The following is a 22227-nucleotide window of genomic DNA, read 5'->3' on the forward strand; positions in this document are numbered from 1 at the left end:
AAACCGTCATGTGCGTTTGAAGGCAAGGTCACGAGGTCTGCAGTGTAAGGGACCATGTCCTTGACAGGGCATCTCTTGGCCACCCGTCACGAAACGGAATGTAGGCGAGCACCATCCGGCTTTATCCGCGATAACCGCTTGAATATCTGGGCGGTCGCCGAGGCTGATTGTCTGATGTCATAATGGGCCGCCGCCCGGGTGACGCTCGACGCCGACATGCGTTTCAATCGGTCCGGATGTGCAATGAGCGTCAGCGCCGCCTTCGCGACACCATCCCAGTCACCTGGATATTCCGAGACAATGCCAGGCCAGTCATTCGTGCCGATGAGGAGGCCGGTTTCTCCCGTCTCTATAAGCTCGGGAACGCCGCCGACACCGATCGCAATGACTGGCACGCCCGAGGCCATCGCTTCCAGAAGAGCAAGCGGCATGGCATCGGCTCTCGATGTGTGAAGCATGAGATCGAGCGCGGGATAGGCCTTGCTAGGATCCTGCCACATGCCGGCAAGGTGGATGTTTCTTTCTAGCCCCGCCCGTTTGATGGTTGCCTTCAGTTCCATCTCCATCAATCCCGTGCCGACAAGCGCGAATTGAACATTCGGCCGTTCCTGTAAAATCTGCTCCGCGGCCTTCAGGAATTTATCGGGGCCTTTTTCCCAAGCCAGTCGACCGACAAAACCGATGAGGAAGTCATCCGGGGTCACCCCTATCGCATTTCGCAAAACGGACCGATCGGCGGATCGCGGATGATAGACCGCCAGATCAATCCCGTTGGGAACGAGGCTGACGGCGTCCGCCGCCAACCCTACCGCCATGGCCTGCGACCAGGCTTCTCGACAGACCACGATTGTGTGACTGCCTGTCGTGCGGGTGACACTGATTTCTTGTGGTTGGAGGCTCATGCCGTGAAGGGTTGCGACGACGGGGGTGTCGGTGAGCCTGCCCGCGATCGCCGCCGCGGTATGCGCATTCATGAGGTGCGCATGGAGGAGATCGACGCCGGTCTCGCGGATCAGGCTGCATATCATCTCGATCGTGCGCCAAGGCGGGTCATCCCGCAGCGGTGCAATGAACACGTCGTGACCTTGCGCTCGTATCTGGCCGGTGAACGCGCTCTCAAAGGGGCAAAGCACCGTCACTTTGAACTCTCCGGGGGGCAGATGGGCGATAAGATTTCTGACATAGTTTTCCATCCCTCCAACGATCGCATTGCCGAGAATCTCCAGAACGTGAATCCTGGGCGTTGAACTGTTGGAATTTCCGGTTACCACTTGAGGTGCTTTTGGCATCAAGCCATCTCCAACGAGGTGGCAAGAGGCAGTCTCATCCACTCTGCCGCTGTTCGAAACATGATCGCTTCACGGTCGTTCGACGACACGTCCAGCAGGTCAAGCAGATCGCTGACCTCCTCGATTGCGCCGCGAATGTGGGCGCCGCTGCAGGGCAGAAACCGGTCGCTGCCAAATTGCATCGAACGAGGCCCGATGACGTCCAGTGCCTTCCTGAAGACCTCCTCGCGATAGATCGGCGGCGGCCCGAATGAAATGTCGAACCGGAACTGACTGTCTGGCGGGCTGACACCGTTGATGCGGTCGATCAGGCCGACGGCGTTTGCCTCGTCGCACCATGGCCAGCCGAGGTGCGCGAGCGTGGCTCGCAGGCGTGGGTGGTCGCGAATAGCTTCGTAGAAGGCCGGCCGGCAAAATCTACCGGACCTTCCGTCGATGAAGATGCCGCTGTGAAAGAGCACTGGCAGGTCGAAGCGCGCCGCAACCTCGTACACGCGATGGGCACAGTCGTCGTACGGGAACCAGCCGGTTGGCACCATCTTCAGGCCACGAATCCCCGGCAGTCCGGCGGCTTCTTCAAGATCCTCGGCGGCCTGGGGGTGAAGCGGGTTCACGACAGCGAACCCCAGCAACCGATCGGAATGACCCTCGATGAGCCGAGAGAGATACCTGTTTCCCGCCTTCAGGGAGTTCCGGTCGTCGAGCGAATATGGATCAGTCAGAAACGGCGCTAAAAGAAATGCAATATCCACGCCGGCATCATCGAGGGCTTGCAAAACCTCCCGGGACTTTTCCCTCCCGGACGTGTGAAGATGGGCGTCGATGATCATTGTCAGCTCTCCGTCTGCGCGACAACTTGCGCATTCGGAGACCGTTCCATGGTTGGGTGGTAAACCTGGAATAAAGCCCAGCCCGGAAGCACCATCCGGAAAGCTGCGAGCCTTCCACGACGTACAAGAGGCCATGCATCATGGGTCGGCTGAAATCACCCTTCAGAGCCAAGGGTGTCGGCAAAGGCAACCCAAGGGTTTGGAGGTCAGCCTCCAGATGGTGCATGCGAGGCGACCAAGGGGGCAGGCTCGCTCGATCCGACAGCGGCATGATCTCCGCCCGTGGCTTTACGCAATCTCGATTGGATAGGTGTTGATACCATCCGCCGGAATGGCGGAAGCCTGAGCACAATGCACTTGAAGCAAAATCGTTGCTGCACTGCACAATAACAAGCTTACCCAAGGTCACTTAGCTTGCCTATCTTGAGCATTGCCGACGGTACGCAATGCAGAAGCCTGAAGTCATGCCACAAGATCTGAAGATCGAGCAGCTTACGGCTTTTGAGACGGAGTCTATCGCGCGTTATCTCGGCGGTGTGCTGGGGATCGCGCATGGCCGCCAAATGCAGGCCTCGACCTGGAATGCGGGGGCTATGCCGTGCTTTTGCGTGGCAAGCGAGCGGCATTGACGGAAGCGCAAACCGTGGTGTGGCGGCGCTGTGCGCCATGAGGGAATGTTGAATGTTGGCCCTACGCTACGTCGCTGGTTTCCTCGAAACCATACCAACCGTTGGAGCGGTTTGCCTCGGGCAGCGGAGCCACTTCGTATTGATTGCCTGGCCGGGTTCGCAAGATTTCAAATGCACCGCGCTGACCATCAATGACCAGATCAAGAACTGCATTCGCCACCTCGACAGCGGAACACCGCTGGGCATACTGCAGCTGCAAATCACCACCATCCGGAAACCGGCAGAGGATGGTCGCTGACGAGCCTGCACGATCTGATGGAGCAACTCGAATTGTCGCCCAAGCTTGATCGTTGATCGCGGACGGCCGATTTACATGCGGCGGTGCCGAACGGGTCGCCAACCGGCGGCTGGCACAACACTCCTGCATTGCCGAGATCATACGTCCGAATCCCAACAGCAGCAGATGACTCCCGCGCTCGCAAAGAACGCGATCATCCCGCCACCAGCCTGGACGATCCAACATAGGATGATCGACGCGCCCGGTCCTGACCAGATCTGCGATCGCATGCGCAACCGCCGTTGGCCGGGGTATTCCGGCCCGTGTGTCATACGCTCCGCTTTCGTAATACCCATCTTGTGCCGACAGCATTGAGTTCCAGTCGACAGCGCCGAACAACGACCATGCCGTGACGGCGCGCACGTCGACACCATAGTCTCTGGCTGCTTGCGCGGACCGCCAGCCTTCGACCAGCCAGCGCACCTGCTCGTCGCGCGTCGAACCATTATGCAATTCTGTAACGACGATCGGCAGGTGATAGCGGTTCCAGACTTCGTTGATCCTGTCGAACAGGCCTGAATCGCGTCGGTCCATGGACCGTGCGGCAGCGCTATCGATGTAGGTGTCTATGCCGTTCCCACCGGCCTTTTCATTCGGATAGCGGTCGATCCGCTCGTCGAGCATCCGGTCGCTGGTGAGGTAGTAGTCAACACCGATGATATCCGGCGGGCAGGGCTCAGCCTGCAACTCTGCGAGATGCAACTTGGCAATCCCTGCACCCAGTAACCGATCGTGGAATGGGTGTCGGGTGTCGACGCGCCCTGCGAGAAGATCCAGTGCCAACCAGCGGCGTTCGTTTTCATGATCCGCCTGATAGGCGAGGCGCTCGGTCGCAAAGACCCGTCCGACGTCTTCGGTCTGCACCAAATGGGCTGACGGAACGTGCGCGCGAATTGCCTTCATCGCCACCGCTGTCGCCCGACATTGCGCTACTGTCAGTCGAAGACAGGTCGCCTCGTCGGCGCCGTGTGGATACCACAATCCGTAAAGACCGCTGATGCGGGCCGTTGTCAGCGGCTCGTTGATGGGTGTGTAGAGCTCGATCCAGGGATAGCGTTGCGCGACCAACCCCGCATACCGCGCGAACAGCTCCGGGAAATCAGGATCGAGGATCTGTGACCATGACGGCCCGCTGCCATGATGCATCAGGCCGGCAATCGGTCGAATTCCCAATTCTTTGATGCGCTGCAAACGAGCATCCGTCCAGGTCCAGTCGCAAGCGCCAGCTGTGCGTTCGACCGTTTCCCAAAGCACGGGATATCGAAGCGTTTGGATGCCGAGCCCTGCAATCAAATCAAGATCGCCGATCCGATTCAGGTGACCGGTCTCCTCCAACTGGTCGCGCACCGTCGTGTGAACGCGGACATGGCTACATTCCACGCCGCCCCACATCTCTAGCGCGTCGTTCATTCGGCGGCCTCGTTCTCAATCGAAGCGGCGACCGGCAAGCTCTTCTGCATGCGGGCAAACGTTGCCAATGCCTGACCCACGACCTGGTCCATGTTGTAGTAGCGATAGGTAGCCAGTCGCCCGACAAACCAGACATCTGGAACGTCTGAGGCCAGCGCTTCGTAGCGCTTGTAGAGCGCTTCGTTTTCGGCCCGCGGCACGGGATAATAGGGGTCGCCGACATCGGTCGGGTACTCGTAGGTGAGGCTGGTCCGCGGGCTCTGCTGACCAGTGAGGTGTTTGTATTCCGTGATGCGGGTATAGTCTTCCGTCTGCGGGTAGTTGACGACGGCCACCGGCTGGAACTGCTCGCAATCAAGCGTCACGTGCTCGAACCGCAGTGATCGGTAGGGCAGGCGGCCAAGGGACCAATCGAAATACTCGTCGACCGGCCCGGTGTAGATCATGCGGCGGAACGGTATGCTGGCCTGGATGTCCCGGTAATCAGTCTGCAGCATGATCTTGATGTTTGGATTGTCGAGCATGCGCTGGAACATCCTTGTGTAGCCGCCAGCCGGCATCTTCTGAAAGCTGTCGCCGAAATAACGATCATCGCGATCCGTGCGGGTTGGGACGCGTGCGGTTACGGATTTGTTCAGCAGCGACGGATCGACCCCCCACTGCTTGCGGGTGTAACCGCGAAAGAATTTTTCATAGAGCTCGCGGCCGACGGTGCTGACCACCACATCCTCGGCGGTGCGGATCTCATCCACCGTTTCGCGGCGAGAGGCGAAGAACCGCTCTAGTTCTTCGGATGTCAGATCGAGGCCGTAAAGCTTGTTGATCGTGTCGAGGTTGATGGGGATCGGCAGCAACTGGCCGTCGACCTGTGAGAGCACCCGGTGCTCATAGTCGCGCCATGCGGTGAACTGTGAGAGATAGTCAACGATCGATTGAGCGTTGGTGTGAAAGATGTGCGGCCCATACCGATGGATCAGGATCCCGGCTTCGTTGTAGCAGTCATAGGCGTTGCCGCCGATGTGGCTGCGCCTGTCAATGAGCAGGACACTTTCATTGCGCTGTGAAGCGATGCGTTCCGCGAGCACGCTGCCGGCAAAGCCGGCACCGACAATCAGCCAGTCGAACATGTTCACGCACTCCGCCGGAACTGCACGACATTTTTGGTCGACCGCACGCGCTGGATATGGCCCGCCATGGCGGTCCAGGTGTTTTCCCAGGACATGTCCATGAGATAGGCGTCGACTGCCTTGAGCAGGCTGTTGCGGGGGCGAACCAGAAGCGCTCGAAGCTTGGCCTCGGCATCCTCGGCGTCAATGATGTCGACGAGGCCCTCCGCTCCATAGGTGCGTACGACGTCGACGATCGCGGTTGAAACAAGAGGAACGCCGGCGGCCAGGAATTCCGGCGTCTTGGTCGGACTGATGTAGCGTGTGGCGGCATTGAGCGCGAACGGCATCCATCCGGCGTCCCAGTGCCTGAGGTAGGATGGAAGCTCCGCGTAGCTCTTTCCGCCCAGCCAATGAAGGTTGTCAGCCTGGGGAAGACCGGCGGGATCGATCTTGACCACTGGCCCGATCATGATGAAATGGACGTCTGGCATGCTGCACGCCGTGCGCGCCACCAGGGCTACATCCAGCCGCTCATCGATGACGCCGAAATAACCCACTCTGGGGTGGGGTATCAATTGCTGGTCGGCCGGGTCGTGCCCTTGCCCCCTGGCTTGGTGAAAGTGTGTGAAATCGATGCTGCTGGGGAACGGGAACATCGACCCATGCATAGCTTTTTTGGCTTCATAGAGGCTTTGTCCCCCGGTGAACACGACATCAGCGCGTTCCAACAACCGCCTTTCCATCTCCACCAGTTCGGCCGGCGCGTTCTTGAAGGCGGAAAGCTCGTCCATGCAGTCGTAGACGCACACATCGCAAAGAATGTGGTCGCTGAACCGCAATGCCATCGGCGTGTAGTACCAGGTGGTCAACAGGTTTTGCGGCGTCGAGGCAACGAGAAGGTCGAGGAACCTGCGTTGCGTTTGATCGGCATCGGCTGCACTAGTTCCAATCGTGAGTACCGGCGTAATGACCTTGATGGACGGTGAGACGTCGTTGATGCGCATGAAGGCTTGCTGGACGTCTTCGAAAACCGGCTCTTCGAAATAGATAACCTGCTTCGACCGCGAAGCCAGTGTTAGAATGTGTTGGGGGCGTTGGTAGACGAACTCCCATCGCAGGTGGGAGAAACACAAAAGCGTCGAAGTTTCTTCTATCGGGCGCCTCTGATTGGACTGGCTCATCACGCTTTCCATTAAACAATCCTTTGAGTTAGATCCCGGATAGGGGTGTACAACAAATGTTAATCCCAGCATTGAGATGTGATTATTTGCTATCGGGCTAACTTGCGTGTGCCTGACTCGTTCCGCGAAGAGCCAATCATTCGCCAGCGCACAATTGTCCCCGGCGCTGATTGAGCAGAAAGGGGCGCAGGCGGTTCGCTTGACCGCCCTCCCGGGAGCGGCTGGCGACGTTAAGCGGGTGTTCCATCCGCAGTGCGACAAAGCTAATGATCGGTGAAACGATTCGGCGCCTCGCAGGACTGGCCCGCGAATTTGTGTCCGACCTTTGATTGAGTGAAGCGATGTCGATCAAGTTCGAAACGAACGTTTTCCCGCTGTTCGACCCCAAGGCCGTTGATGATGTGAAGGATCCATGCCCTGTGTTCGATGGGCAGCTCTGGCACATGTTCGGATCAAGCGGCACAGTCACCAGCGAAACCTGGAGCATCCTGCACGCCACCGCGGCTGATCTCTTTGGACCGTGGACGGAGCACGACGCAATTGTCCTGCCCGTGGGAGGATCAGGTGTGGCTGCACCTGGGGTGATTTATGATGGCGGCGTCTTTCACATGTTCATCCAGACAGAGTTCATGAAATCAGGCGGCCGCTGTGAGCACGTCGTTTCGGACGACGGGTTCCATTGGTTGGTTTTGAAGGCGGCGCTTGTGGCGCTGCCCGACACGGATGAAGATGGGATCTACGATCCGCACCCCGCGATCATCGGCGGCCAGCGGTACATCGCCTATTCGGGCATGCCAAAGTTCACGAGGGTGCCGCAGCCCGACATTTATCTTGCACGCAGCCAATCGGACTCATGGTTTGGACCGTGGAAACGTGTGGGCAAGATTCTCGATCATGCCGATCTGCCTCACCACAATTCGCGCCAGCATCCGGACTATGAATGGGGGATCGAAGGGGCGCAGCTCGTTGAACTGCCGGACGGCCGCATCCTCTTGAATGCGACCTGTTTTCTTCCCGATGGTCCTCGCGGCAGCCGGCAGCGTGTCTTTTTCGCGGTTGCGGACCGGGTCGAAGGGCCATACCGAACCGTGGGCCCCGTGCTCGACCCGGACGGGCCGGGTGAAAACGGCCATTCGACGGTGATGATCGAAGGCGGCCAATTGCTGCTTTTCTATCAGTCTCGCCGCGCAGCCACGAACCACCGCTGGCGTTATGGGGTGGCCAGCTGCGACTTGTCCAAAGTTGCGTAGCAGCTCAGGTTTCAGTTGGCTGATTTCTTCTTTGCGGCCGCCGGGTTCTGACCCGTAGCAGCAGAGGTTTTTGCATCCTTTGAGTGGGCGGCGATGGCAGGGCCTGCGCCGGTAGCCTTTCGCATGTCACCACTTTGCTGCTTGTCGGCCGGCTCTTTCCGGCCGAGGCCGGAGAAGTACTTCCCAAAAAAGCCCATAACTCTAATTCCTTGCGCATTCCCATTCAAGGGCGATTCATAATGTGTGGCGTCAGGCGAGCCCTGGTGTGACCACCAGGGCTCGAAAGCCAATAGCCGACTATTCAGCCGCTTCCGCAGCCACGTTCACGGCCGATTCAGCCAGCTTGGTCAGAGCCACGTCGGTCTTCTTCTCTTCCGCAAGCGTCAGGTCCAGAAGCTGAGCCGCCTCGGTCAAACCAAGTTCCGACGCCCAGGTCCGCATGGTTCCGTAGCGTGAAATCTCGTAGTGCTCGACCGCCTGAGCGGCGGCCAGAAGGCCAGCGTCCAGGGCAGGGCTGTCTTTGTACTCCTCCATGATCTCGGCGCCCTCCTCGGTGATGCCCATGATGGCGGCACAGGTCTTGGCGGCCGGCTTTTTGCCGATGACCTCGAACACCTCTTCGAGGCGCGCGACATGCTCCTGCGTCTCCGTGTAATGCTTCTCGAAAGCGGCCTTCAGGTCCGGGCTGTGGGCTGCCTTTGCCATCTTCGGCAGTGTGGCGAGGATCTTCTTCTCGGCGAAGTAGATGTCTTTGAGGGTATCGTGGAACAGGTCGTCGAGACCCTTGGGTGTTTTGTTGGTGGCCATTCGTCTATTCCTTCTGTTTCAGTGTTATCGCCCCCGAATTGAAGGCATCGGTTGGACGTCACCCGGAGTGTCATCCCGGGCGAAGGTCTCTCGGTTACGCGTCGTGCAGTTGAACTTCGTCGTAGGAACAAGTCGCAACGATATCGCCGCTGGAGTTGCGAGCCCTGACCGCCCAGCCAACCGGGGCGACGGCGTTGTCGAGCGCATCCCTCCACAGATCTTCGGCTGACTGCCGCACTTCCTGTTGAACGGCATGTAAGTCGGGAAGCGAGATGCCCGGCATGACCCGGACGACGCCCCTGTCCTGATATTCAAACGTGTAGAGCTCGGCGCTTTCCTCGGCTCTGCCGGTATCTTGCCGATCGAATGCGATGAGCTGGGCCATCATCTGCTTGGCAGTCTCGATCAGCTCTGCGTCTTCTTTTCCGTTGGCAGCAAGAGAAACACTGATTGCTTCGCCGCCTTCACCAACAAATTCGACCACGTCCACAACGGTGTTGCGATGGACCGTCGTTTCTATGAGTTGCATCCGGATTCTCCTGCATTGTAACGGACCAATCTCCCGCTCGACGCGACGTTCCCGAGCAGAACAAAGAAACTCGTTTGGGGCACCCTGCTATGCCGCGATTAGTGGAGCCGTGAACGGGAGATGAGGTCTGCGGCCATTGACTGCCGGGCGTCAGCGTCCGACCGTCTCTCACGTGCTTGATCGCTAGAGTGCAAACGACATGGGCGCCCTGCCGGCGAACGTCGTCGAGACGGTCCAGGAAGAAGGACAGGGTGTTAGCGGTGTTCGACCCATTCAATGAAATGTTGGGACGGAACAGCAGTTCTTCGTCCGCAAGGCCGGGCGGTGGGGCAGTCATGTCCATAGTAGCATCCTTTGCTGAAGCGGAGTCAGGTGGGGCGGCCTAAATCGTCAGCGCCGGCAAAAGTTCCTACAGATTCTTCGCCCTATGGACCTTTCCACGACGTCGCGAGTTGATGCGGCAGCGGAGGGAACTATGGACAAAACCAGTAAGAATCCGGCTGTAGGGCAGTCCAAACCACGGCTACTCGGCGTCTTGGGACCCGGCCTTATCACAGGGGCCTCCGACGACGACCCGAGCGGCATAGCCACCTACTCTCAAGCGGGCGCCCAATTCGGTTTTGCGCTGACCTGGACCATGCTGTTCAGCTACCCGCTGATGTCCGTGGTCCAGGAGATCAGTGCCAGGATCGGGCGCACGACGGGGCGTGGCATCGCCGGCAATATGCTCAAATATTATCCGAACTGGCTCCTCCAATCCGTGGTGGTGCTGCTGCTGATTGCCAATACCATCAACATCGGCGCGGATCTCGGCGCCATGGGCGACGCGCTCAAATTGATCATAGGGGGGCCGTCCCTGATCTATGTGGTGGCGTTTGGCGCCCTCTCGGTGATCCTCCAGGTGTTTTTGATGTACACGCGCTACGTGTCTGTACTGAAGTGGCTGACGCTGTCCCTGTTTGCGTATTTCGGCACGGTCTTGTTTGTTTCCGTTCCGTGGGCCGAAGTTGCGCGGGGAATGCTGATCCCAAAATTCACGGCTGATGCCAATTTCTGGACGTCGGTGGTCGCGATCCTCGGCACGACCATTAGCCCGTATCTGTTCTTCTGGCAGGCTTCGCAGGAAGTCGAGGACCAGAAGGCCAAGCCGGAGCGCACACCTCTCAAGCACGCACCGGAACAGACGGAGAGCGCCGTCCAGCGCATCCGCCTCGACACGTACGTGGGCATGGCGTTCTCCAACATTGTCGCCCTGGCGATCATGATTACAGCGGGCGCCACCCTGCATGCCCACGGTGTAACGGACATCCAATCGACGAGCCAGGCGGCGGAGGCCCTGAAGCCCGTCGCGGGCAACTTCGCCTTCGCCATCTTCGCGATTGGCGTCATCGGAACCGGATTGCTGGCGATTCCTGTGCTGGCGGGCTCGGCCGGCTACGCATTGGGAGAGGCCCGTAAGTGGCCGGTTGGCCTCGATCGCAAGCCGCTCGAAGCCAAGGCCTTTTACGCCACCATTGCCGTGGCGACCGTTTTTGGCGCCTGCCTTAATTTGACGCCGATCAACCCGATCAAGGCCCTGTTCTGGAGTGCCGTCGTCAACGGCGTCGTTGCCGTCCCCGTCATGGCGGTGATGATGGCGATGACCGCGAGGCCGGATATCATGGGCAAGGCCACGGTCCCCCTACCGTTGCGTGTTATCGGTTGGGTGGCGACGGTTGTGATGAGTGCCGCGGCAGCGGTCATGGTCGGACAAATTGCCTGGGGTTAGGTACGGTGACGCCAGACAAGAGAACCAAGCTCGCGCTGGATGAATCGCGGACCCTGATGCTGGGCGCGCAAATTCTTCTCGGCTTCCAGGTTCAAGGCCCCTTCCAGACAGCTTTTGCATTGCTGCCTTCCTTTGCCAAAGCGATGTACGTCATAGCCTTGGGCCTGATGGTCCTCGTGGTCGGCCTCGTGATCGCGCCGAGCGCCTATCATCGCATCGTCGAGCGCGGCGCGGCCGGTTCGCGCATCGATCGTGTCATTACGCGCGCCGCCGAGATCACCCTTGCGCCGTTTGCCGTGGCGATGGCGCTCGATCTCGGTATCGCCGGGCAGGTCATCGGAGGCGCCCCGGCTGCATTCGGTGCGGGACTTGCCGGCTTCGTCTTCGCGCTGACATTCTGGTTCGGCCCGGTGGTGTTTAGGACAGGTCAAAATGAGGCACAGCCATGCAGAACACTTCGACAGAGACCAAGATCGAGTTTGCGATGATCGAAAGCCGTATCGTGTTGCCGGGAGCGCAAGCGTTGCTGGGCTTCCAGCTGGCGATCGTGGCACCCAGGGCTTCGCCGACATGCTGACGTTTGAGAAGATCCTGCATGGTGTCGCATTGGCATGTGTGGCGTTCTCGACCGTCTTGCTGATGGCGCCCGCAGCTTACCACCGGATCGTTTATGCGGGGGAAGCTGTGCCGGCTTTTTACGTCATCGCCAGTAGATTGGTTCTGGCCGCCACCGCGTTCCTGGCGGTGGGCTTGGCTGTCGAAATGCACGTGGTGGTGAGCAAGATCACCGGTATAGCCGCCGCCGGCGACGCGGCCGCAGTTGTCACGCTGATCATCCTCGTGGGCCTCTGGCATGTCTGGCCGCTCATGCAACGACGCCGCCGGGAGCTACGGTCATGAAGTTCGCAGATCGCCCAGGCTATCTGGTACGGGTGCACGCACGCAAAATGGCCGAGTCGCCGCACGCGTTCGTGCGCGGCAGTACAGCGCGGTTTTACGACTGGCTCAAAGAGCATGGGGAAAGTTTGCCCCAAGGACCGGTTCCGTCGCAAACTTTTCGGAACGGTGATTGCTGCATGACACCTTCTCCTTCTTTCCCGGAGTTGCTCATGTTCAAAGGCCGCCATTTTGATCGATCCGTGATCCTGCTGTGCGTACGGTGGTATCTGGCCTACAATCTGAGCCTGCGCGATCTGGAAGAGATGATGGCCGAACGCGGCCTGAACGTCGATCACTCCACCGTGCATCGCTGGGTCGTCCACTTCTCGCCTCGGCTGCTGGAGTGTTTCAACCGGCGCAAGCGTGCCGTCACCGGCAAGTGGCATATGGACGAGACCTACATCAAGGTTCGCGGCCAATGGATGTATCTCTATCGCGCCATCGACAGCGTCGGCGACACGGTCGAGTTCTTCTTCAGCGAGAACCGTGACCTGCCGGCGGCAAAGCGCTTCTTCCGCAAGGCGTTGGAGCGCCACGGTCGACCAGATCGCATTGTTATCGACGGCAGCCAGACAAATCACGAGGCGCTCATTTCCTGCGATGCTGAAAACCGTTTGTGGCATCGATCCCGGCACTCACGGAAACCAATCCGAATCCGCAAGAGCAAGTACCTCAACAATCAGATCGAGCAAGACCATCGGCGCATCAAACGCCGCATCCGCTCTATGCTCGGCTTCAAATCGATGGCAAGCGCCGATACCATCCTCTCCGGTATCGAGATGGTTCACATGCGCAAGCAACAGGCGAGGCTTGCCTACAATCCAAATCCCTCAATCGCCGAGCAATTCGAAATCCTCACCCCCTGATCATCGGTGTGAAAGCGTCGCGCTGTGACCGAAGCACGATTTGCGACAGAACCCGCGGACATAGTAATCGGGATCATTGGCGCGTTCATCGGAGATTGGCTGTTGCCCCGCTTAGAAGGCGCCAGCAGGACGGCGGAATTACCGCACGGCTGAAGAAGCCAGGCGAAAAATCGCAGCTGAAGCCAGGTATCGATCTTCTGTCGGTCGCGACGAGCAAAATGGATCGAACTCACCCAATCAGCCTGAAAGCTTCCACCGGATCGAGTACGGTTACTCCGAATTGGCAACCTGCCTCGTCGACCGCCGATTCTCTCCGGCCGCTGACCGACGCCGTCAAGCGGGAAGACATCAAATCCCCGTAGCCAGGCCTCCGCCCGTTCCTGACAGTGGCTTGGCCATAAGAGCGAAAGGCGGACTTGCCTGCCTCGCGTTCGACGCCCAGCAGGTCAAATTCGGCGATCGCATAACTCTTGATCTTCAGCCAGTTTGTGACGATCGCTACGGTATTTGCTAACGCGGCGCTTCGAGACCATGCCCTCGTTATCGCCTTGGGGTCGCCCGGCAGGGGCCGGCTGAATTGGAAGTGGCTGTCCGCAAACGCAAAATCCCTCCGACTGGAGCACAGCCATGCCGATGTTCCTAGGAAGCATTTTCGGCCTAAGAAGGAATGGCCCGCGCCTGTTGCACAGAGCGCGGGCCGACCAATGAGGGACGTTGGCCAGCGGCCTTTATCCGGGGAGATGCGCGCCGCTATTCAGCAAACAACAAGCGCCGCCAACGTTCCCGCCGTTCAATAAAACGTTTTGGCAGCAGACCCTCGCAGCCGGACACGCGAAGCCTTTGCGCTGAAATGGCTCCCAAACTGAAAACGGCCCCAAACCCGGATGAAAACCAGCCCCGCGAAGTACACAGAGAAAGCCCGCCGCTCGGAGGGGAGTTCGGGAGCGACGGGCCTTTCTTGTGACGGATGTGCTGTATCGAAGCCGCCGCGTGATAATAATGAATGGGCGCCGGTAAATGTCGGATCAACAGTCGGATCTATCGTCCTTCGCCTTGGCGTATCCGTTTGGCATCGTATTGGCCAGCGAGTGGATGACGGCGCCTTTGCGCCCGCATCGATCGCATTTGAGGGATGCAGATATCCGCCTCTCGCCGACCATCTCATAGTCGGTCCCAAATCGCTCTATCAGCATGGCGGCCGCGCCACGCGGGGTTTCAATCACCACTCTGATCAGGCCATTCGTCCGCGTCGGCAGCTTTAGATAGTTGGGCATCCGGAGACCTTTACGGCGAGTCCCGCTATATGGAACCTCAGGACGCGGAGAATGTTCCAAGGCAGTCCCCTCAAAGTGATTTCACAAACTCAATGCCGTCGCGAGGCGCGGGTAGGCTTGGGAGAAATCCTATCTTTTCAACTTTGCCACAATTTCCGCGGTGTTCGCGGTCTCGATATGTTGCTCGTATCGATTGCTGAAAAGATCGATCATCGCGTCGTGTGATTGGTCCGAAGTGCTGCACACCGCATCCTCCACGACAATCGTTCGATATCCGTAGTCCGCGGCGCCGAGAACGGTCGAAAGCACGCACATGTCCGTCTCGCCTCCCGTGACAAGGACGGTATCGCAACCTCGCGCTTCAAGCCGCGCGCGAAGGTCGGAACCGAGCCAGGGCGAATAGACAGGCTTGTCGACCACTTCGGCTGGCGGTATGAATTTCTGCAGATCCGGAGCGAGATTGACCAACTGGGGGCCCATTTGCTCGATGGTCATCATGTCCCATCGACGGTAGTATCGCTTCCAGGTACCTACCCCGTCGCCTGCCCGGCGCGCCGGAATGAACCGCGTGAAGTACGTATTGTCAGCGCATGTTTCGCACAACTTTACTATGTTTGGCAGCACCCTCGGCATCCAGGAAAGTGCCCACGGCGTCTCTTCCAGATACATGCGTTGCATATCGACGCAAACGTGGACAGCTCGACGTCCGATTGGGTCGTCCCTGAGAGTCGAACGACAGGCCATGACGCTAGCCCTTCTAACTCCTCCTTGAGCGGCGCTCCCCGCGACTAGCCATGATCCTTCCGGCCGGAGCCGCCTTGCTTTTTGCCGCCGCCATCTTCCTTGTTGACGGTTGCCCATGCCCGGCGTTGGGCTTCCTTGTCCGATACACCGCGCTTCTCATATCCATCGGCAATATGGTCGGCCTTGCGCTCCTGCTTGTCGGTATATTTCGATTTTTCTCCTCGTGGCATGGTCGTCACTCCTCGTTGAATTGCTCACAACGGAGGTGGTTTACCGAAGGTTCCGCTGTCTGCGATTCAAAGATGCCGTGCGATCCGGCCGTCTGATCTTGAATGTATTCGAACTGCGAGCCTCAGCAAGTTCGCAAGGTCCTGACGGACCTCTCAACAGGAGATAGTTTAGTGCCAATTCTTTCGACGATCGTCAGGAACAACCCTCTTCCCCGCGCATTGCCTGTCGACAGACAGGAGCGCGAGGAGGCATCGCCGCTCAAAGTCGCTCCCGAACAGGCCCCAGAAGAACTGACACGCATCCGCATCGATACCTACTTCGGAATGGCCATCTCCAACGCCGTGGCCCTTTTCATAATCGTGACCACGGCGGCCACCCTCAATGCCAATGGTGTGACCGACATTCAGACCTCATCGCAGGCGGCCGAGGCGCTTCGTCCGATCGCCGGTCAGTTTGCGTTCTTCGTCTTTTGCGCTTGGAATTATTGGCACGGGCTTGCTCGCTTTGCCCGTACTCGCCGGGTCGTCCGCCTATGCGTTGGGAGAGACACTCGGCTGGAACGTGGGATTAGCCAAAAAGCCGCATCGGGCCAAAGCGTTTTACAGCACGATTGCTGTGCCGACGCTGGTTGGCGTCGCCCTCAATTTCACCCCGATCGATCCGATAAAGACTCTGTTCTGGAGCGCGGTGATCAATGGCGTAGTGGCTGTGCCGGTCATGGGCATGATGATGCATCTGTCGGGCAAGCGCGCGGCAATGGGAGACTTTCAGCTGCCGACAGGGCTAAAAATTGTCGGCTGGCTTGCCACTGCGGTCATGGCCGTGGCTGCAGTTGGCCTCTTTGCGACGTGGTGGTGTGAGCTTGCGAACGATAGCGTAGGTCGCACGCTAGAATGGTCCTTATTAGGAATCGGCACCGACCTTCAAATGGCGATCTCGGGCGATCACAGTGCTTCTCCAGCACATGCTCCGGCCGGCGGGCTTTTCGTTTAGGCAAGCCAGCCGGGCGACCGGCGCTTGATGCTCGGATTCGCGGAACGCGCTATTTCCGCTTTGACTTCGGCCCCGTCGCCTTCTTCGCGGCAGGCTCGGCCTTCCCCGCCGGGCCGTGCTTCCGCTGATGCGTGTGCGACTGTCTTAAGTTGTGCCTTGATCTTGGCGTGCGATTTGGCCTTGTCGACACCTCGCCGAAGTGTGGCGCGAGGGCATGCGCGATTACGCTACGGTGGCAATGCATTGGTCTGCCATCGATGTGATGCGCAACCGTCAAACAGGCGCCATCGAAAAAGTGGACCCAAACAATCCGGTCGACACAACGGAACTGTGGACCTTCACTCGTTAGGCTGGGCAACCATGGCTGCTATCTGCGATCCAGGAAACGGCCAATTGAAGGGCCGCGACGCCGGCTCTCAATGCCGATGCTTCTGCGGCGAGTTCGCACGGAACGATTCGGGATCTTCCGCATTGCGGTTCCTGGGACCAAGATTAGGAGAAGCTGATATGAAGAAAGCAATTATCGCGGCGGCAGTTTTCGGTTTTCTAGGTGCGAGTTCACAAGCCCAGGCGATCGGGTGTCTGTCGGGTGGCGTAGCCGGCGGGGTGGCCGGCCACTATGCAGGCCATCATACGGTACTCGGAGCCTTGGGTGGGTGTGTTGTGGGTCACCAGCTCCACAAGAAGCAGAAGCGCAAGAAACAACAACTGGAGCAACAGCAGGCCTTACCTCCCCAGCCAGCGGTCAAAAAGCCGACAGCTCAATAACGCTCGGCCGATAGCGCGTGCAGTGGAACGGGATTATGGATCGTCCTTTGTACTTTTTGGCGGAGTTTTTTCTCAAGGCCCCCGGCTTTTACGTAATGCTGGGGGCAGCGGTCACCTGTGCGGCGTTCGCCAGTTCGTCGGTTGGAAGCTACATCCTCTCGATATCAGCCATTGCGTTGACCGGCGTCGTTCTGATCCAGAACAACCGAGATACCCGCGCGATGCAGGCCAAATTGAACGAAATTATTGTCGCGTTGGACAATGCGCGAAACGAGGTGGTTGGTCTTGAACATGCTACGCACGCGGAGATTACCGCTGAGATTGAGAAGATCGAGCGAAACGCTGCACTTTCGAGCAACCGTGAGACCCTCGAATGAGAAACTATCGCGTTGACGAAATGGAAGATGACACCGTGCGCAAGACGCATGCGATCAAAGCACCGACGCCGTTCGAAGCTGCGGGAAAAGCCGTTAGCCAAAACGTGAAGCTAACCAAGCAGCCTGTAGGCAATTGGGTGAGGGTTACGGACGAAGAGAAGGGCCTGGTTTTTGGCTGCCGAAGGATACGGGCGAGCGAGCGACAGTGTCGGACAACCTCCTCGACCGCGCCTTCGAGGCATCGGCACCGAACAGCTTCAGCGAGTGGGCGAGTGTCTTCGGCGATGCCAAGATGACAACCGCCCTTCTCGACCGGCTGACCCATCATTGCCACATCCTGGAAACCGGAAACGACAGCTTCCGGTTCAAGAACAGCTCTGCACAAGAGCCTAAGAAAGCGAAGGAGAAAGCCAGAACCTTGACCCTCAACCCCGAACCGAAACATACATGAGAGGCGGGTCACTTCTCGGTGGAAATACCGGTCAGTTCTCAGTGAAAATCAACACCTAGGATCAGGCTGCGGCGGATGAGCTCGATGAGATCGTGGCGAGCACCGCCAATGCGACAGCAAACGCGAGTGGCGTGAACAGGAGAGCGGCGCAAATCGGATTGATCTTCCACATCGGTGACCATCTGCGCTGCATTTTAATCGAACCCGAACAAACATCGTTAACGCAGCACGATCGAGCTGCACAAGGATCAACAATGATTTCATACTGTTACGGCGACGCTCGCCTGGCCGCGATCATCGGCAGCTGGAAGCCCTACCTTTAGCCCGGGTAACCATCCACAGTGCCAAGCGAGGAACATTAGAGTTTACTAATAGTTAACTAGGTCGGCAACACGAGCGTCTGTGGGCTCTGCAGAAATGAGAGAACCGTCATCCGTGCAACCTGAGCAGGGCGAACGAGCTCCTGGACACGAAGGAATAAGGCCGAAGTTCACTCGAAGCAAGCCAGACGGAGCTAAGGCGCGGGTCGAGGAGAGCACGCCGCGGCGCCGGTGTCGCGATGCCTGCGAGTTTGATCGGTTCGTCGCTCATGTCGGATAGATTCCACAAAACGGTCTTGACGGGCAAGAAAAAATGTTCCTTTTCTGTTCTCACCTGAGCCCTATGCGCCAAAGCACCGCGACTTCCCGCTGTCAAAGCTGAACGACACCAGGCGTGCCTTCCGATCTCATTCAGATTTTCGGCGATGTCGATGTCGATTCCTCGCCTTCCGGATCAAGTGCGAGAACGGCAAGGATCACGGCAGGCTCGAGGTCGAGGCATTCGTGCCGACCGGGCGCGAAGCGGTCGGCCTGCGTATCCGTCGTCTCGTGGTAATCAAGATCAACCGCGTGCCGATTTGGCGCGAGGATCATCCTGCATGAGGAAGAAAGCATCCGCTGCTATCGCCCATCTCGGCAAAGATGCCCCATTTATTCGATGGAATCTGACGGGGCCGGCTCGTCCTCCTACGGCTGGATAGCGCCAGTCACATAATCGGATGAACGGGCCAATTGTGGATGATTACCCATATAGCCACGACGATTATCGCAACGACGGCGGCGTATTCCAGTAGGAGTTTTCGAGGGGGCATACCTGCGTAACTCCGACTGCGACGTTACGATTCAAACGCCTCTCGGCTTCCGATGTTCAACGCGATTCCACATAGAAAGGCCAGCGAGGTCCATCGATATAGGTCAAAGTTAATGCGGAGAACGATCTAGCGAGTGCTGAGTTCAATCACACCACGCAGAAGAGACCACCAGCGATGCCTCGAAGATATGGCGCCCGGTCTCGTCCCGCACCTTGACGGTAATGGCGGTGCGGTCGTTCTCGATCATCTCGTCGCGGACAATGTCGGGCAGGATGCGTATCGCCTCTCGCCGCAAGCGTTCGCGTGTTTCGAAAACCTGGCCGTCATCGTCGACCGTGAGACCGTCGCCATTGTACAGGTCGAGATAATATCGAGGCGTGATGGGCTGAACCTCAAAACTGTTGTTGTTGGCGAGAGAGATTCAACCGACAATTCCCGGACTGAGTTGTTGTTCCATCAGCGGAGGCATTTGGCGGGAACAACGCGCTCCAACAAATGTTAATTCCTTGCGTATTTCGAACATTTAGTGCGGGTGCAGCCGCCCTTGCGTCCGAAGGAAACAGTTGGCTATCAACTCTGAGCCCTTCGCTGGAGATAGCGGTGCTTGAATCCCTTTATCTGAACCTTGGTCAGCATGACGCTCTTTCAGACGCCGAGAAGGCGCTGCTGGCCGGCGCGATGACGTTCGAGCGGCATTTTGCCACCGGCCAGGACATCGTCGCTTCGGGATCGCGGCCGACCTACTCGACGCTGATTCTTGATGGCCTCGCGGCGCGCTACAAGGTGCTGGAGAATGGCAGCCGACAGTTCACCTCATTGCAAGTACCTGGCGACTTTGTCGATCTCCATGCCTTCCTGTTGAAGACCATGGATCACGGCATCGTCGCCCTTTCGCCCTGTCATGTCAGGTTCGCCGATCATGGCCGGCTTCGGACCATCACCGAGCAGGCGCCGCATCTGACCCGGCTGCTGTGGCTGGACACGCTGGTCGACGGTGCCATCCACCGCGAATGGATCGTCGCCATGGGGCGGCGCTCCAAGACCTCGCATCTGGCCCATCTCGTCTGCGAGCTTTTTGTGCGGCTGCAGGTCGTCCAGCGCACCAATGGCATGAGCTTCCATCTGCCACTCTCGCAGGCTGAAATGGCTGACGTGCTCGGCCTGTCGGTGGTTCACATGAACCGCGTCATCGGCGCCTTGCGCAAGGTCGGTGTCGTCAGTTGGGCAAACCATACGGTGACCATATTAGACTGGCACCGGCTACAGGAAATCGCCGAGTTCGACCCGACCTACCTCAGCATGTTGCGGGAGCCGCGCTAATTATATTGATATTCAGGCGATGCCGGCTCGTCGCGGCGACCCCATCAACGGAGATCACCATGCCTCAAAGGACCCTGACCGACACCCTGACCGCCCGCGAAGATCGACAAGGACGGATCGAGCATGCAGATCACGAATCGAAGATGGTGGTCGAAGCGGAGCGCCCGCCTAGCTCGCAATGCCAAGACATCGCGCCTGCACCATGAAACCTGTCATAGCTACCGAGACCGAACAGCCCGAGATATATGCGCTGGTAAGGCGCGAGTTGCCGGCCATCCACCGAGGTGTCGGGAAGATGGGAAAGCAAATGCGCGGCCTCTCCGATGTAGGCCAGAAGCTCGCGATTGCCGAATTGACAGCTACTTGGATTTTGGCCAACTATCCCGAAGACCTCGATCTGGCGTTGTCGCTTTCAGATGCGATACGCCACCATACCGATATCTATCTGAGAGAGAGCAAAAAGAAGCTTGGCGCCCGCCACTGATGAGCGGACCGCGTCGCAAAGTCGCTTCTGTATGATGCCGGTATCGATGTGCCGGTGGTTGAAATCGCCAGGCGAGTCTTCGTTGGGGCTGCGCGCAATGTAGGGATTGCCGCAACGGAGGCGCCCTTCGTTGCTTTCCTTGCAGACGTTGCCCGGCTTGCCCAGGTTGGGCAGAGGCACGACTTCGCCGGCACCTTGCGGGGGCAGCCACGGTTTCGAGTGCGATTGCGAACAGCCATCCCCGCAATCCGTTTGCCTGTGCCGCATATCTTGCGCTGTTCCCGCGCCGCCTTCCGGGCCTTCCTGCAGATCTGGCGCTGCGCTACGGCGTCTCTTTCGACCGCCGGCTGTTCGACGAATACGGGTTGTTCGAAGAATCGATGCGGATTGCCGAGGACACCGAATTTCTCAAACGGTTGCCGCCGCATCTCGAGCCGGTCTGGGAGCCGGAGGTCAAAACGATCCATCGCAACGAAACGCGATTGAGTGGTTTGCTCTTCGACCAGTACAGGCGCGGCTATCGCAGTGGCACCTATTGCACCGAGGCAACTCAGGCCAAGCCTTTTCATCTTGCTCGCAACAATTTCAGGGATCGCCGGCAGATTCGCAAACTGGCAAGGGTCGGGCTGTCTGGACCGGAGTTGAGCTTAGCCATGCGTTCGATGCCGATTGTCTTGTCGGCTCTGTCCGCAAGATCTCTCGGCATCTATATGGGCGCTCGCGATCGTTTGAAAAATGTGCGGAAAGTCAAAGGATGATTGCTAGCCAGAAAGGCGGCGCGATCGCTCGGCTGACCACTTGCTATTTCTTAATGATATTGCCGTGGTTCAGGTCGAAGGCCTGAGTGTCGCCGGCCTGCTTGTAAAAATCGTCCTGAAGTTCTCCCATTCGCCGAGGTAGCCGCCGCAACTCGTACAATGGATGGAGATATGCTCAGTGGCGTTGTCGGGGATATCCATCTGGATCGTCCCGCACGCCTTGCAATCGAGTTTGTGGTCGAGTCGCTTGGGGTCCATCGGGACTTCAACCCTCCTGCCAGCTACGTTTAGCGTCCGCCAAGATGGCGCTAATAGCCGCGCGGTCTGGATTTCGGTGCTGGCGCGCTTTCAGACGGGTTTGCGACCAATCTGGCAGATCGCCGATGATCTCTTAGCCACAGGAACTTCGTTCTTCTAGCCAGCAGCTCATCGCGATCGCCAGCGGTCGCGCGGCCATGCGTTGCAGCGATCACATAGTCGGCTCTGTTCGTTCGGTAGTCTTCTTTTTGTACAGACATCGTTTCCTCCCAGTCCGCGGCCTTTTTCCCTCCTTTTGGCCTTGGGGAGACACTAGCTGCCGATGTGCCGCAGGAGTCTACCAATTGGAGATTGTATTAAAATGATACACTCCGCCGTCGCGGCTAGGAGATAGGCGACAAGGGTGCGGACCAGGGCCAGGACGCAAGCGGCCGGGTATATCTTTCAGCCGACGGAACGTTTTGTGCGGTCCCTGCACTCGCAAAACCGCGAT

The 22227-nt window shown here is 58.5% G+C and carries 24 protein-coding genes and 4 pseudogenes; 17 read left to right on the forward strand and 11 right to left on the reverse strand.

All coding sequences use genetic code 11. The features are described 5' to 3' along the window. Positions 1 to 86 precede the first annotated feature (86 nt). Positions 87 to 1289: a glycosyltransferase family 4 protein gene (locus CKW40_RS30025; protein ID WP_095203410.1), complete on the reverse strand. Its 1203-nt coding sequence runs from the start codon at positions 1287 to 1289 to the stop codon at positions 87 to 89. Next, positions 1289 to 2119, reverse strand: a complete 831-nt coding sequence (locus CKW40_RS30030) for an amidohydrolase family protein (protein ID WP_179298168.1) — start codon at positions 2117 to 2119, stop codon at positions 1289 to 1291. The genes CKW40_RS30025 and CKW40_RS30030 overlap by 1 nt, the downstream gene beginning before the upstream one ends. A gap of 446 nt (positions 2120 to 2565) precedes the next feature. Between CKW40_RS30030 and CKW40_RS30035 the strand changes: the two genes are divergently transcribed. Beyond that, entirely contained in the window at positions 2566 to 2748 is a 183-nt protein-coding gene (locus CKW40_RS30035; protein ID WP_095203412.1) for a hypothetical protein, read from the forward strand. Positions 2749 to 2809: 61 nt separating this feature from the next. Here the strand turns inward: CKW40_RS30035 and CKW40_RS30040 are convergent, their stop codons facing one another. From CKW40_RS30040 to CKW40_RS30050, 3 genes are read right to left on the reverse strand one after another with little or no spacing between them, the layout of a single operon-like run. After that, positions 2810 to 4495 carry a family 1 glycosylhydrolase gene (locus CKW40_RS30040; RefSeq protein ID WP_143748387.1) on the reverse strand — a complete coding sequence of 562 codons (1686 nt, stop codon included), beginning with the start codon at positions 4493 to 4495 and terminating at the stop codon, positions 2810 to 2812. Further along, on the reverse strand, positions 4492 to 5622 hold the full coding sequence (gene glf / locus CKW40_RS30045; RefSeq protein ID WP_095203413.1) for a UDP-galactopyranose mutase: 1131 nt from the start codon (positions 5620 to 5622) through the stop codon (positions 4492 to 4494). The genes CKW40_RS30040 and glf overlap by 4 nt, the downstream gene beginning before the upstream one ends. Before the next feature lie 2 nt (positions 5623 to 5624). Next, positions 5625 to 6785 carry a glycosyltransferase family protein gene (locus tag CKW40_RS30050; protein ID WP_244571336.1) on the reverse strand — a complete coding sequence of 387 codons (1161 nt, stop codon included), beginning with the start codon at positions 6783 to 6785 and terminating at the stop codon, positions 5625 to 5627. A 341-nt stretch (positions 6786 to 7126) separates the two neighbouring features. On the opposite strand from CKW40_RS30050, the gene CKW40_RS30055 reads away from it, so the two are divergent. Further along, positions 7127 to 8035, forward strand: a complete 909-nt coding sequence (locus tag CKW40_RS30055) for a glycoside hydrolase family protein (RefSeq protein ID WP_095203415.1) — start codon at positions 7127 to 7129, stop codon at positions 8033 to 8035. Positions 8036 to 8046: 11 nt separating this feature from the next. On the opposite strand, the gene CKW40_RS30060 is transcribed toward CKW40_RS30055, so the two are convergent. From CKW40_RS30060 to CKW40_RS30070, 3 genes are all read right to left on the reverse strand, one after another. Beyond that, positions 8047 to 8232 carry a hypothetical protein gene (locus CKW40_RS30060; RefSeq protein ID WP_095203416.1) on the reverse strand — a complete coding sequence of 62 codons (186 nt, stop codon included), beginning with the start codon at positions 8230 to 8232 and terminating at the stop codon, positions 8047 to 8049. A gap of 100 nt (positions 8233 to 8332) precedes the next feature. Further along, positions 8333 to 8842 carry a YciE/YciF ferroxidase family protein gene (locus CKW40_RS30065; RefSeq protein ID WP_095203417.1) on the reverse strand — a complete coding sequence of 170 codons (510 nt, stop codon included), beginning with the start codon at positions 8840 to 8842 and terminating at the stop codon, positions 8333 to 8335. A 94-nt stretch (positions 8843 to 8936) separates the two neighbouring features. Further along, complete coding sequence (locus tag CKW40_RS30070) at positions 8937 to 9371, reverse strand: DUF6894 family protein (protein ID WP_095203418.1); 435 nt, start codon at positions 9369 to 9371, stop codon at positions 8937 to 8939. A 475-nt stretch (positions 9372 to 9846) separates the two neighbouring features. Between CKW40_RS30070 and CKW40_RS30075 the strand changes: the two genes are divergently transcribed. The 6 genes and pseudogenes from CKW40_RS30075 (at position 9847) to CKW40_RS45770 (ending at position 13097) form a co-directional block, all read left to right on the forward strand. Next, entirely contained in the window at positions 9847 to 11139 is a 1293-nt protein-coding gene (locus CKW40_RS30075) for an NRAMP family divalent metal transporter (RefSeq protein WP_095203419.1), read from the forward strand. Positions 11140 to 11144: 5 nt separating this feature from the next. Continuing rightward, the gene (locus CKW40_RS30080; RefSeq protein WP_095203420.1) at positions 11145 to 11627 is read left to right on the forward strand and encodes a DUF6328 family protein; all 483 of its coding nucleotides are present in this window, start codon (positions 11145 to 11147) and stop codon (positions 11625 to 11627) included. Continuing rightward, positions 11572 to 12039 (forward strand): DUF6328 family protein, encoded by a 468-nt coding sequence (locus CKW40_RS30085; protein ID WP_280175411.1) that lies wholly within the window; start codon positions 11572 to 11574, stop codon positions 12037 to 12039. The genes CKW40_RS30080 and CKW40_RS30085 overlap by 56 nt, the downstream gene beginning before the upstream one ends. Beyond that, positions 12036 to 12155, forward strand: a pseudogene (locus CKW40_RS45425) (DUF2252 family protein); the annotation flags it as partial. The gene CKW40_RS30085 and the pseudogene CKW40_RS45425, both read left to right, overlap by 4 nt. Positions 12156 to 12248: 93 nt before the next feature. Next, positions 12249 to 12944, forward strand: a complete 696-nt coding sequence (locus CKW40_RS30090; protein WP_095203469.1) for an IS6 family transposase — start codon at positions 12249 to 12251, stop codon at positions 12942 to 12944. A gap of 24 nt (positions 12945 to 12968) precedes the next feature. Continuing rightward, positions 12969 to 13097, forward strand: a complete 129-nt coding sequence (locus CKW40_RS45770) for a GlsB/YeaQ/YmgE family stress response membrane protein (RefSeq protein WP_143748389.1) — start codon at positions 12969 to 12971, stop codon at positions 13095 to 13097. 1250 nt (positions 13098 to 14347) lie between these two features. Here CKW40_RS45770 and CKW40_RS30105 read toward each other — a convergent pair. Then, on the reverse strand, positions 14348 to 15079 hold the full coding sequence (locus tag CKW40_RS30105; RefSeq protein WP_342202949.1) for a cysteine hydrolase family protein: 732 nt from the start codon (positions 15077 to 15079) through the stop codon (positions 14348 to 14350). Beyond that, positions 15013 to 15192: pseudogene (locus CKW40_RS30110) on the reverse strand (plasmid stabilization protein); the annotation flags it as partial. The gene CKW40_RS30105 and the pseudogene CKW40_RS30110, both read right to left, overlap by 67 nt. A gap of 324 nt (positions 15193 to 15516) precedes the next feature. Between CKW40_RS30110 and CKW40_RS45430 the strand changes: the two are divergent. The 6 genes and pseudogenes from CKW40_RS45430 to CKW40_RS30135 form a co-directional block, all read left to right on the forward strand. Next, a pseudogene (locus CKW40_RS45430) lies at positions 15517 to 15597 on the forward strand (hypothetical protein); the annotation flags it as partial. Positions 15598 to 15688: 91 nt separating this feature from the next. Next, positions 15689 to 16186, forward strand: a complete 498-nt coding sequence (locus tag CKW40_RS30115; protein WP_280175412.1) for a divalent metal cation transporter — start codon at positions 15689 to 15691, stop codon at positions 16184 to 16186. 199 nt (positions 16187 to 16385) lie between these two features. Then, the gene (locus CKW40_RS45775; protein ID WP_095203425.1) at positions 16386 to 16535 is read left to right on the forward strand and encodes a TIM44-like domain-containing protein; all 150 of its coding nucleotides are present in this window, start codon (positions 16386 to 16388) and stop codon (positions 16533 to 16535) included. Between the two features lie 158 nt (positions 16536 to 16693). Then, positions 16694 to 16954 (forward strand): hypothetical protein, encoded by a 261-nt coding sequence (locus CKW40_RS30125; RefSeq protein ID WP_095203426.1) that lies wholly within the window; start codon positions 16694 to 16696, stop codon positions 16952 to 16954. Between the two features lie 35 nt (positions 16955 to 16989). Continuing rightward, complete coding sequence (locus CKW40_RS30130) at positions 16990 to 17331, forward strand: low affinity iron permease family protein (RefSeq protein WP_095203427.1); 342 nt, start codon at positions 16990 to 16992, stop codon at positions 17329 to 17331. A gap of 151 nt (positions 17332 to 17482) precedes the next feature. Continuing rightward, a pseudogene (locus CKW40_RS30135) lies at positions 17483 to 17782 on the forward strand (ATP-binding protein); the annotation flags it as partial. A 1274-nt stretch (positions 17783 to 19056) separates the two neighbouring features. Here CKW40_RS30135 and CKW40_RS45990 read toward each other — a convergent pair. Next, positions 19057 to 19335: a DUF6894 family protein gene (locus CKW40_RS45990; protein ID WP_439331012.1), complete on the reverse strand. Its 279-nt coding sequence runs from the start codon at positions 19333 to 19335 to the stop codon at positions 19057 to 19059. A 179-nt stretch (positions 19336 to 19514) separates the two neighbouring features. Between CKW40_RS45990 and CKW40_RS30150 the strand changes: the two genes are divergently transcribed. The 3 genes from CKW40_RS30150 to CKW40_RS30160 all read left to right on the forward strand — a co-directional run bounded on the left by CKW40_RS30150 (position 19515) and on the right by CKW40_RS30160 (position 21476). Then, positions 19515 to 20234, forward strand: coding sequence for a Crp/Fnr family transcriptional regulator (locus CKW40_RS30150; RefSeq protein WP_095203430.1), 720 nt, complete (start codon positions 19515 to 19517; stop codon positions 20232 to 20234). 202 nt (positions 20235 to 20436) lie between these two features. After that, the gene (locus tag CKW40_RS30155; protein ID WP_095203431.1) at positions 20437 to 20718 is read left to right on the forward strand and encodes a hypothetical protein; all 282 of its coding nucleotides are present in this window, start codon (positions 20437 to 20439) and stop codon (positions 20716 to 20718) included. A 365-nt stretch (positions 20719 to 21083) separates the two neighbouring features. After that, complete coding sequence (locus CKW40_RS30160) at positions 21084 to 21476, forward strand: hypothetical protein (protein ID WP_095203432.1); 393 nt, start codon at positions 21084 to 21086, stop codon at positions 21474 to 21476. Positions 21477 to 22227 lie beyond the last annotated feature (751 nt).

The sequence above is a fragment of the Mesorhizobium carmichaelinearum genome (assembly GCF_900199455.1).
GTDB lineage: Bacteria > Pseudomonadota > Alphaproteobacteria > Rhizobiales > Rhizobiaceae > Mesorhizobium > Mesorhizobium carmichaelinearum.

Excerpts from the sequence above, each read along its gene's own strand:
- CKW40_RS30025 (WP_095203410.1), bottom strand. The coding sequence starts at position 1,289 with ATGCCAAAAGCACCTCAAGTGGTAACCGGAAATTCCAACAGTTCAACG.
- CKW40_RS30030 (WP_179298168.1), bottom strand. The coding sequence starts at position 2,119 with ATGATCATCGACGCCCATCTTCACACGTCCGGGAGGGAAAAGTCCCGG.
- CKW40_RS30035 (WP_095203412.1), top strand. The coding sequence starts at position 2,566 with ATGCAGAAGCCTGAAGTCATGCCACAAGATCTGAAGATCGAGCAGCTT.
- CKW40_RS30040 (WP_143748387.1), bottom strand. The coding sequence starts at position 4,495 with ATGAACGACGCGCTAGAGATGTGGGGCGGCGTGGAATGTAGCCATGTC.
- glf (WP_095203413.1), bottom strand. The coding sequence starts at position 5,622 with ATGTTCGACTGGCTGATTGTCGGTGCCGGCTTTGCCGGCAGCGTGCTC.
- CKW40_RS30050 (WP_244571336.1), bottom strand. The coding sequence starts at position 6,785 with ATGAGCCAGTCCAATCAGAGGCGCCCGATAGAAGAAACTTCGACGCTT.
- CKW40_RS30055 (WP_095203415.1), top strand. The coding sequence starts at position 7,127 with ATGTCGATCAAGTTCGAAACGAACGTTTTCCCGCTGTTCGACCCCAAG.
- CKW40_RS30060 (WP_095203416.1), bottom strand. The coding sequence starts at position 8,232 with ATGGGCTTTTTTGGGAAGTACTTCTCCGGCCTCGGCCGGAAAGAGCCG.
- CKW40_RS30065 (WP_095203417.1), bottom strand. The coding sequence starts at position 8,842 with ATGGCCACCAACAAAACACCCAAGGGTCTCGACGACCTGTTCCACGAT.
- CKW40_RS30070 (WP_095203418.1), bottom strand. The coding sequence starts at position 9,371 with ATGCAACTCATAGAAACGACGGTCCATCGCAACACCGTTGTGGACGTG.
- CKW40_RS30075 (WP_095203419.1), top strand. The coding sequence starts at position 9,847 with ATGGACAAAACCAGTAAGAATCCGGCTGTAGGGCAGTCCAAACCACGG.
- CKW40_RS30085 (WP_280175411.1), top strand. The coding sequence starts at position 11,572 with ATGAGGCACAGCCATGCAGAACACTTCGACAGAGACCAAGATCGAGTT.
- CKW40_RS30090 (WP_095203469.1), top strand. The coding sequence starts at position 12,249 with ATGTTCAAAGGCCGCCATTTTGATCGATCCGTGATCCTGCTGTGCGTA.
- CKW40_RS30105 (WP_342202949.1), bottom strand. The coding sequence starts at position 15,079 with ATGGGCAACCGTCAACAAGGAAGATGGCGGCGGCAAAAAGCAAGGCGG.
- CKW40_RS30125 (WP_095203426.1), top strand. The coding sequence starts at position 16,694 with ATGAAGAAAGCAATTATCGCGGCGGCAGTTTTCGGTTTTCTAGGTGCG.
- CKW40_RS30130 (WP_095203427.1), top strand. The coding sequence starts at position 16,990 with ATGGATCGTCCTTTGTACTTTTTGGCGGAGTTTTTTCTCAAGGCCCCC.
- CKW40_RS30155 (WP_095203431.1), top strand. The coding sequence starts at position 20,437 with ATGAAACCTGTCATAGCTACCGAGACCGAACAGCCCGAGATATATGCG.